6 protein-coding genes and 1 pseudogene are annotated in these 8072 nt (G+C 65.0%); 1 reads left to right on the forward strand and 6 read right to left on the reverse strand.

The annotated features are described in order from the left end of the window. Positions 1–444: 444 nt before the first annotated feature. The 4 genes and pseudogenes from AC1D2E_RS33505 to AC1D2E_RS33520 form a co-directional block, all read right to left on the reverse strand. Positions 445–1509 carry an ArdC family protein gene (locus AC1D2E_RS33505; RefSeq protein ID WP_478201402.1) on the reverse strand — a complete coding sequence of 355 codons (1065 nt, stop codon included), beginning with the start codon at positions 1507–1509 and terminating at the stop codon, positions 445–447. Between the two features lie 438 nt (positions 1510–1947). Next, positions 1948–2295 (reverse strand): DUF2958 domain-containing protein, encoded by a 348-nt coding sequence (locus AC1D2E_RS33510; RefSeq protein WP_478201407.1) that lies wholly within the window; start codon positions 2293–2295, stop codon positions 1948–1950. A 370-nt stretch (positions 2296–2665) separates the two neighbouring features. Further along, positions 2666–3097, reverse strand: a pseudogene (radC, locus tag AC1D2E_RS33515) (RadC family protein); the annotation flags it as partial. Between the two features lie 453 nt (positions 3098–3550). Beyond that, the gene (locus AC1D2E_RS33520) at positions 3551–5758 is read right to left on the reverse strand and encodes a hypothetical protein (protein WP_478201403.1); all 2208 of its coding nucleotides are present in this window, start codon (positions 5756–5758) and stop codon (positions 3551–3553) included. 320 nt (positions 5759–6078) lie between these two features. Here AC1D2E_RS33520 and AC1D2E_RS33525 point away from each other — a divergent pair, with 320 nt between their 5' ends. Then, a complete protein-coding gene (locus AC1D2E_RS33525) occupies positions 6079–6333 on the forward strand; it encodes a hypothetical protein (protein ID WP_478201404.1) in 255 nt (84 codons plus the stop codon). A 508-nt stretch (positions 6334–6841) separates the two neighbouring features. Here AC1D2E_RS33525 and AC1D2E_RS33530 read toward each other — a convergent pair. Next, on the reverse strand, positions 6842–7519 hold the full coding sequence (locus AC1D2E_RS33530) for a VapC50 family PIN domain-containing toxin (RefSeq protein WP_478201405.1): 678 nt from the start codon (positions 7517–7519) through the stop codon (positions 6842–6844). A 38-nt stretch (positions 7520–7557) separates the two neighbouring features. Next, a partial coding sequence (locus tag AC1D2E_RS33535) for a helix-turn-helix domain-containing protein (protein ID WP_478201406.1) occupies positions 7558–8072 on the reverse strand: 515 nt, incomplete at its 5' end.

The following is an 8072-nucleotide window of genomic DNA, read 5'->3' on the forward strand; positions in this document are numbered from 1 at the left end:
TCGTTCACCTGGGCAGCCAGCGACTGCGCGACGTTCTCCAGGGCAAAGTGAAGGCCGCTGGCCAGCTGCTGCTGGGTCAGCGCCGCGGAGGTCGAACGGGCGAGCGTGGGCATGGCGGATCTCCTGTGAACCAAGAGTGTAGGCAAATTCGTTAAATTCGTCAAATTCGAAAACACGGGCGCCCCACCGCATCGGTCAGGCGGCAGTGCGGCTGGCTTCGCCGCCAGATGCCCTTGTCGCAATGCCGGACCTTTGCGCTGCGAAGGCCTGGAGTGTCGCGATCTCGCGTTTCAATTGGGCGTAGGTCATGGTCATGGAAAAACAAGTGAAAAGGCCGGAGTCAAATTGGTCCTCGCAGGCCGATCGAACAACGCCGAGAACAAATGGCAAGTGGCCGAACCTGCGACCACTGCCCGAGATTCATTCCTCCGTTGGCAGGATCTGTCACCCGTCAAGCGCCGGCATCTCTCTGGCCAGGATGTACTCGAAGGCTGCGCCAGCATGCCCCGCGGCCGTGAAGATCGCCGTGCGATCGTTGCGCAGGACCTGCAGCCACGAGTCCAGGTAGGCCGCATGTCCTTCGATGGTCGCCTCCACGAGCCCGATATGTCCCAGCACGAAGGCGCAGCCGAGCTCAGCCACCAGCTCCTCGAATGCATAGGCCGCATCGCCGAAACGCTTGCCGAATTCACGAGAGAGGCGATCCGGATGGCCGGTCCAGTGCACGAGCTCGTGAAGTGCCGTTGCGCAATACGCCTCGGGACTGGTGAACCGGTCGACATCGGGCATGAGGATCCGGTCGGCCCGCGGCGCATACGCTGCGCGGTCATAGCCATGGCGGATGTCGGCCTGGCATCCCCCGATGAAGCGCATCGCACCTTCAATCGGAGACCGATCCGACCATTCCTTGGGTGCCGACGCATCGGCCACCACGGCCGTCGGCAAGCCATCGATCTGTGCCACATTGAAGACCCAGAAAGACCTGCACATCACATAGCCCGACAGCGCCTCGTGGACCTGCCCGCCCTCATCCGTTTCAGCGCCATCCGCGCGCCGATCGCCGTCAGCGTCCCTTCCTCCGCTCAGGGCCTTGCGCTCGAAGTTCGCGCACATCACGGCCTTCTCGCCGCGCCGCACCTGCGCGCCGAGCGCTGCGGCCTGCTTGTAGGTGAGCCACACATTCGACGCGTAGCCCTGCTCGATGGCCGCGTCCCAGAGCAGCAGCACATTCGCACCGTGATATGCCGCGCCGGTCTTGCCATTGCGCGGCATGCCGCGCGAGGCGGCACGCGTCCAGCGCTCCCGGAACACATTGCCGCCCCGCTCGAGCATGGCGATGATGCGGTCGGTGACGGCCTGCCGGACATCCATGCGGCCGCCGCCGCGCGGCCCTTCTTCCCTGCCTTGAACACCATGTGCTTTGGGTGAGTCCTCGGGGGGTACGGGGGGAACGCCCGTGGCTGCTTGGCTGTTGAGGTTGCGCTGACGGGTGGATGGAAGTGCGCGCATAGCTGGGCCTTTCTGCGGCGTATGCCGCGGTGGTTGAACATCTGCTTTCGGAGCCGCCTCGACGCATGAAGGGCGAGCGAAAGGGCCGATGTCCTGGGACCGCCCGGAGGCCGCAGCCGAGCGCAAGCGAGGACCGGGTGAGGACGGTGGCGAAGCCCGCAGCCCTGGACAGCGAACCGYGCRAGCTATGCGTCGATSAAGAGGKRGCTCYGAAAGCAGATGCGCCGCGGCATGCGCCGCCCAACCAGGACGCGCCAGACACCCGGCAGCGCCGCGGCCGCAAGGCTCGTTCGTGCCCTCCTCTGCAACGCAGAGGCAAGCCTTCTTCAACGCAAAGACCTGCCGCGCAACGCGCGGCCTGATCGAGGCGAGCGCGCGCAGCGCGCCACGAACGGCCAAGTCAATGGAATGCCGCCGGCAGCGCCGGCGGCGGGGCCCTCAGGCCTGGATGCGTCCGGCCATGCGGGCCTCCTTCGCATACTCGCTCAGGCGCTTGGTGGCCCGGAAATGCAGGTCCTGCTCGATCGGCAACTKCATCATTCCGCGCACCTCGGAAAGCTCGGTCAGACTCACGCGCCCCACTTCAGGAAACCCGATGCCCAGGTCGCACAGCCCCAGGGCGATTTCCGGTTCGTCCGGATCGATYTCCGTSAGCRGCCARGTCGCGCCCGCATCGGGCGTGAAGAGCTTGAGGACCGGCAGCGGATCGAAGTCYTCATCCTTTTCCTGGCAAGCCAGCGCCATGCGGCCGTTGGCCAGCAGCAGATCGAACTGTTCATCGGTGATGAAGGGAARKTGGAAGCCATGGCGTTCTCCTTGAACGTAGCGGGCGGGATTGCCCGTGACCGTCCACGGCACGCCGCAGCGCAAGCGGTCAAGGTTCGAAGACGGCCGCAGGCGCCAGCGCACAGGGCGCGCGCAGACCTTGACGGCGCGAACGGCGTGGCATCCTGAAGGGAACAGCAAGCCCCCTCGCCTACCCCACCCCACTCCACCCACCTCATCTCTTGCGCTGTGCGTCCCGCCGCGATCGCGGCGGGCACTTCGACAGGATCCGAGCGGTGGGCTTCGTGGCCGGCACCGGCCGCGCTGACCAGATCCATCGCACGCAGTGCGCTGACAAAGAGAAATGAAATTGGGGCCGAAGCCCCAAGCATCACAACAGGCCGTGTTCGGCCATTGAAAGTGTCTTCGCGCCCGCGACGATGATGTGGTCGATCACCCTCACGTCCATCATCGCAAGCGCAGTGCCCAGGGTCTTCGTCAGCAGCTCGTCCGCGCGCGAAGGTTGAACGCTTCCGCTCGGGTGATTGTGAGCCAGGACCACAGCCGCGGCGTCATGGTGCAATGCCCGCTTCATCACCTCGCGCGGGTACACGCTGGTCTGCGTCAACGTCCCGCGGAACAGTTCCTCGAACGCAATGAGCGCATGCTGTGCGTCGAGGTAGAGCACCGCGAAGCTCTCGTGCGGCTGTCCCGCGAAGTGCAGCTTCAGGAAGTCGGTCACGGCTCGTGGCGAATCGAACACCGAGCGGCTCGTCAGATCCTCGATCAAGAGTTCCTGCGCCAACGCCAGCCCGGTCACCAGTCGATGAAAACTCGGCGAGGACGACTGCCTGGCGAAGTAGGTCAGCTTCTGCAGCGATCGGCCGTTGGCCTCATAGATTGCGTCGGCCTCGGCGCCGAAGAACGGACGCAGTGCGTCGACGATGCGTTGCTGCCGGACGCTGAGATCGGAAGATGCGGTCATGGTGAACTCCTGCGGAACGACACAGGCGGAATTGCCTGCGTGGCCCCAGCTCCCTCGCCGCAGCGCAGCGCTCAAGGCCGCCGCAGGCGCGCGGCACGCGCCGAGCACGCGAAGCGCGCGCAGGGCCTTGAACGCGAGAACGGTGAGGTAGCGTGAAGGCACACAGGCAAGCCCTCCCCGCCCTCGACAGAGGACACGAATCTGCTTGCGGATTTGCTTGGCGCGAGTGGCGAACGCCGTGCCGCTCTCACGAGTGAGCTGCGGCGACGGGCCGGCAACTCGCCTCGGCGCTCAAAGGTCTTGCCAGACGGCCGCCTGTTCGATGACCTCGACGAAGCGCCGTGCCGAAAAGCCATCGGGATACAACGTGGTGCGCTCGGCCCTGGCCTCCTCTTCGCCCGCCGCTCGCGTCGGGTCTGAAAGAAAGAGATTGGCGGGATCCTTCAACAGCGCAGCGTCGTCGCGCAGGGCAATGAGGATCTCTTCGAGCGAGACCTTCAGGACGCCGGAGAAGCGCGGGTGGTCGCACTCGATCGACGTATCGACAATCCACCGTATCAACGCTGGGTCCGCGCCAGCGGCCCCGAGCTGCAGGGCGGTTCGCAGCGTGCCGTTTTCGCGAAGGTCTCGCGCCACGGCCTCCGCCTTGCGCAACACCTGGCGGCCAGCGTGACGCAGCGTGCTCGTCGCATGTTGGAATGCTTCCTTTCGCGACTTCCGGATGAAGGTCGATTTCACTTCGACAACCAGCACGACTCCTTCAAGCGCACAGACCAGGTCGATCTCGCCGGCATCGCCGTGCAGCGCACGCTCGGGCAGCCAGTTCGATACGACGACAAAGCCGCGACTTTCCAGGGCCCGCGCGAGACCGGTCTCGATGCGCTGCGTTTCTTCACGTGCCTCGCCCCGGCGTTGGCCCAGGCGGCGAAGGTTGTTGATGATCGCGGTGCTGTTGTTCTGCAGGCCGAGATGCCAGGGCAATTGCACGAGCACTTCGCCGAACTTCAACACCGGCCGCTCCAGCAGTTCGGGCCGCAGGACCGGCTCGGGGCCTTTCAACTGCGCCGACAGCGCGGCCCAGTCGCTGCTCCAGAATTCGAGAATCGCCGCGGCCTTCGCGGCATCTCCCTGCGGCGTCGCCGCGGTGACGGTCCACCCGGTGATGTTCGCGATCTTGGCTGCGCGGTCCGACCATGTCAGCGGCAAGCGATTCTGCATTCCTGAAAGTGCGCCGCCTTCGCAGAGCTTGCGCAAGGCCACACGCCAGTCGCCGAGGGCGCGCAAGTGACCCACGAAGGTTTCGAGGAAGTCCCGCTGGTAGAACGCCGACATCAGCTCCATTGACAGCGACGCCTGAAACACGTCGACCGACTCGCCACCATCKGTCGTCACGGTTTCGGCAATGCCGTAGACCTCGGTCAGCTGCAGCCGTGTGCGCAAGGCACGCATGTAGGCCAGGCGGTTGGCCTCGTGGTTCTCGGGGCGACCGATGGTCTCGTTGGCCCTCCCCGACTGCATGAAGGTGTCGAATGCCCTGTAGAACCAGTACTCGTGCAGGCGCGCGAGCTTGCGGCCATCACGCTGCCAGGCCGCTTGCGCCGATGCGTCGACTTCGACGATTTCAAGTGAGGTGCCATGCGGCACGAAACGGATCCCATCGTTGTAGCTGAACGCGTCCGCCGATTGTGAAACGAAGGCGTTGAGTTCGATCTGCGCCGCGAGCAGATCGCGGAATCGTCCTCGCAAAGTCGTGCCAGAGTCGGCCCGACCCGGAACGCATTGCAACACCGGGGCGAGGTGCTTCACGAGCGCCAGGCCGATCACGTCGTCATTCAGCGAGAAGTCTTTCGGATCAGCGCTGCCGAGTTTCCATAGGAAGACATCGTTGATCGCTTCCCACGCCTCTTGATCCTCCGATTGGACGCCGTCCGCGCGGTGCGGCGAATCCATGCCCCGTGGCACGAGGTGCTCGAAGGCGTAGAGGCTTGCGAGAACCAGCAGTTCGAATGGCGTCGCCTGCGCGAAAGTGGCTCGATGGGCAGCGAGCTTCTTGAGGCGCTCGTCGTGCGCCTGGCGAAATATGTAGAGGACACGGCAGAGTTCGGCTACCGGGAGATGCCGTCGGCCCAGCCTTTCCAATTCAGCATGCCGCATGGGTGCGAAGCGCATCACGATGCCGGAATGGCGCACGGCCTTCTCGAGCACGGTCGGGCAGGCGGCCGCAAGCCGATCCAGCAGGTCTGGGTTGCTGGCTTCCTCCTGGGCGAAGTAGCGCGAAAGCGCCAGCGTCATGAGGCCGGAGCGCCAGGTGTCGATCGGCACGGTGGGCCAGTACGGGCACGACCAGAAATCGGCATCGCGCCTCGCGCGGCCGATCTTCACCTTGGAGCCGGTTGGTTTCCCATCCAGATAGGCGCTCGCCGCTTTCAGTGCCGCATGGGGAAGGGAAGCGGCGGTCGGCTCGATGGCTTCAAAGAACGAGGTGTACAGGTTGGTCATGTCGCGTTCAGCGGGTGGTGCACCGGTGCGATGTTCGCATTGCCGCTGTCGCCGTCTTCTGCTTGTCCGGTGCAGTTGCCACCCCTCAGTGAGGTCCACCAAGGCCCGGCGCATGGTCGATGGAGCCTGGCAGGCCGCGCACCGCACGATCGACACCCGCGTTGCCCATACGGCTGGCGACTTTCGGGCTAAGGAGAACATGGTCGATGCGAAGGCCCGCTTGGCGAGCCGAGCCGGCATCCCGGCATCGAGCTGCGCGCGAATGCAGCACGCCCATCGGCGGCGTATGCTGGCATCAGGACACGTGGAAGGAGTTGACGATGCTCTATACCTACGTCAATGAGGACGAAGACAAGGACCCAGTCGGGCCGCGCGACGCACTGGAGCTGTTCAAGGAAGCGGCCGTAGCGGTAGGACTGATCCGCCCCGGCGATCCGCTCGACCGGAACGTGGTGGACTTCGCCAGGCTGGTCGTGGAGATGTGCGCATCGATCGGCGACAACTACGTGCAGCCCGAGAGCGCAGTTGGCGCCACGGTCGGCGATCGCATTCGAGGGGAACTCCAGGCGCTCTAATGTCGCATGCATTGTCAGCCTGGCCTGGGAGAGTCGACGGACCGCCGTTGTCGATCCGTTGGATCTCTTGCTTTGCGTGGGACTTCGCCTGTCTCTGCACCGTTGAACCGTTGACGGTGTAGGCGGCGATGCGCATCGCCGGACTACGCCCGGTTCGCAGCGCGAACCGCAGCCTCGGCGACCTCGCTAGTCACCGCCACCAAGTCTCATCGTCGAGCAGCAGCAGACGTCGACGCGAAGACGAGGATTTGCGCGACTTGGCGGATGGCGTTCTTGGCCGAGGGCCGAGATTCGCCTCACTCTGTCCCCGCAGCGACGAGCAGGGTCGCCATAGGACTGAATACATAGTCGCTCGCATCCTGTGCGAAAGCGTCGTCGCCGGTCATGGGCAGTGCTACTGGCCGGTCTGCGCCGGCGCGCAGGAGCACGAAAACTCCTGGCGGGCGCGGCCAGCCACATCTTCGTCGGCACGCCCAGCGGCGGCGACGCAGCCAGCCACCAAAGGCCTTCACCGCTTTCGGCTGGCTGGCTTCTTGTCCTTCGACTTCGGAACGCTTTTAGCGGTGACGTAGTACAACGTGCCATCCTTTGCCACCACGGGGCGCTCGACCGCCCAACGGGTCGCAAGCGCCTGAGCCAGACCGTGGCAACCGTTCTTCATGAGGACAGCGACGTATTCCTCACGGGTGAGCTTCGGGGCCTTGAGTTTCCTGCGGCAGCCTTCCGCCACCTTCGCCACGATGTCTGGCGCTTCTGCGTGCAGGCCATCGAGGTAGGCCGACATGGCGTAACGGACAACCTGCGTGTCCTTGAAGGCGTGCTGGGGAAAATCCTTGACGTTCCTGGTGACGAGGGCGACCGGCCGACCCGGCCAATCATCGAGCGAGAGCTTGTAGGCAGCGGCGGCGACGTGGCGATCCTTGGCGTCCACAGGCTCGAATCGGCCGATGTGCTTCGCGTAGCCGGCGACTTCCCAGCCTTCGACGGCCGCTCGCATGCCCTCCAGACAATCCAGGATGTCCTGGCGGTCTGCGTTCTGCTTGGCGATCACGTTGCGCGTCCATTCCGCCTCAATCTCTCGCGTCCAGTGAACATGCAGCACTTCCGCCTCGTGCAGGTGCATGAACAGGTCGCGCATCCGAGGTGCGAAGAACACGTTCGCATCGACCAGAACGATGCGGGGCATGACGGGCGCCCCGCTCGATGTCTTCCGGTTGGGCACGTTCAGCGCTTTGCGCGGCGCGGCACACCCGCCAGTTCGTCGTTGTACAGGCCCATGCGCTGGCTGGCCTGAGCCATGGCGTCGAGGCCCTTGGCCTGCCGCGCCTTGCTGTCGGCCTTGTAGGCCAGCACTGAGACCTTCGATACGCGCCGGTGGCCGCCGGCGGTGCGGCTGACGTCGCCGAGCGCCCCGGCATCCAGCAGGGTGTTGAGGTGGGTGCGGGAAACGTGAAGGAGTCTGGCGGCGGCCTCGCTGGTCAGTTGTTCGTCATCATCCTCGGCGGCTACCTCGTTTGGCGCTTCGGCGGGACTGTCGATGAAAGCCTGCACGTCCGCTGCGGCCAGGAGGTGCATCAGCATGGCTCGGCGTTTGCGTGCGGTGGCCTGGTTCTTGAGCAGGCCTTGGGTGAACTCCTTTTCGAGGAAACCGGGCAGCACGTCCCGAACGACCTGGCCAATGGCATCGGAATTCGCCTGGCGCCTCGTCCGGGCGGCGATGGCCTCGTTCACCTGGGCAG

It is taken from the genome of Variovorax sp. P1_H2 (assembly GCF_056405295.1).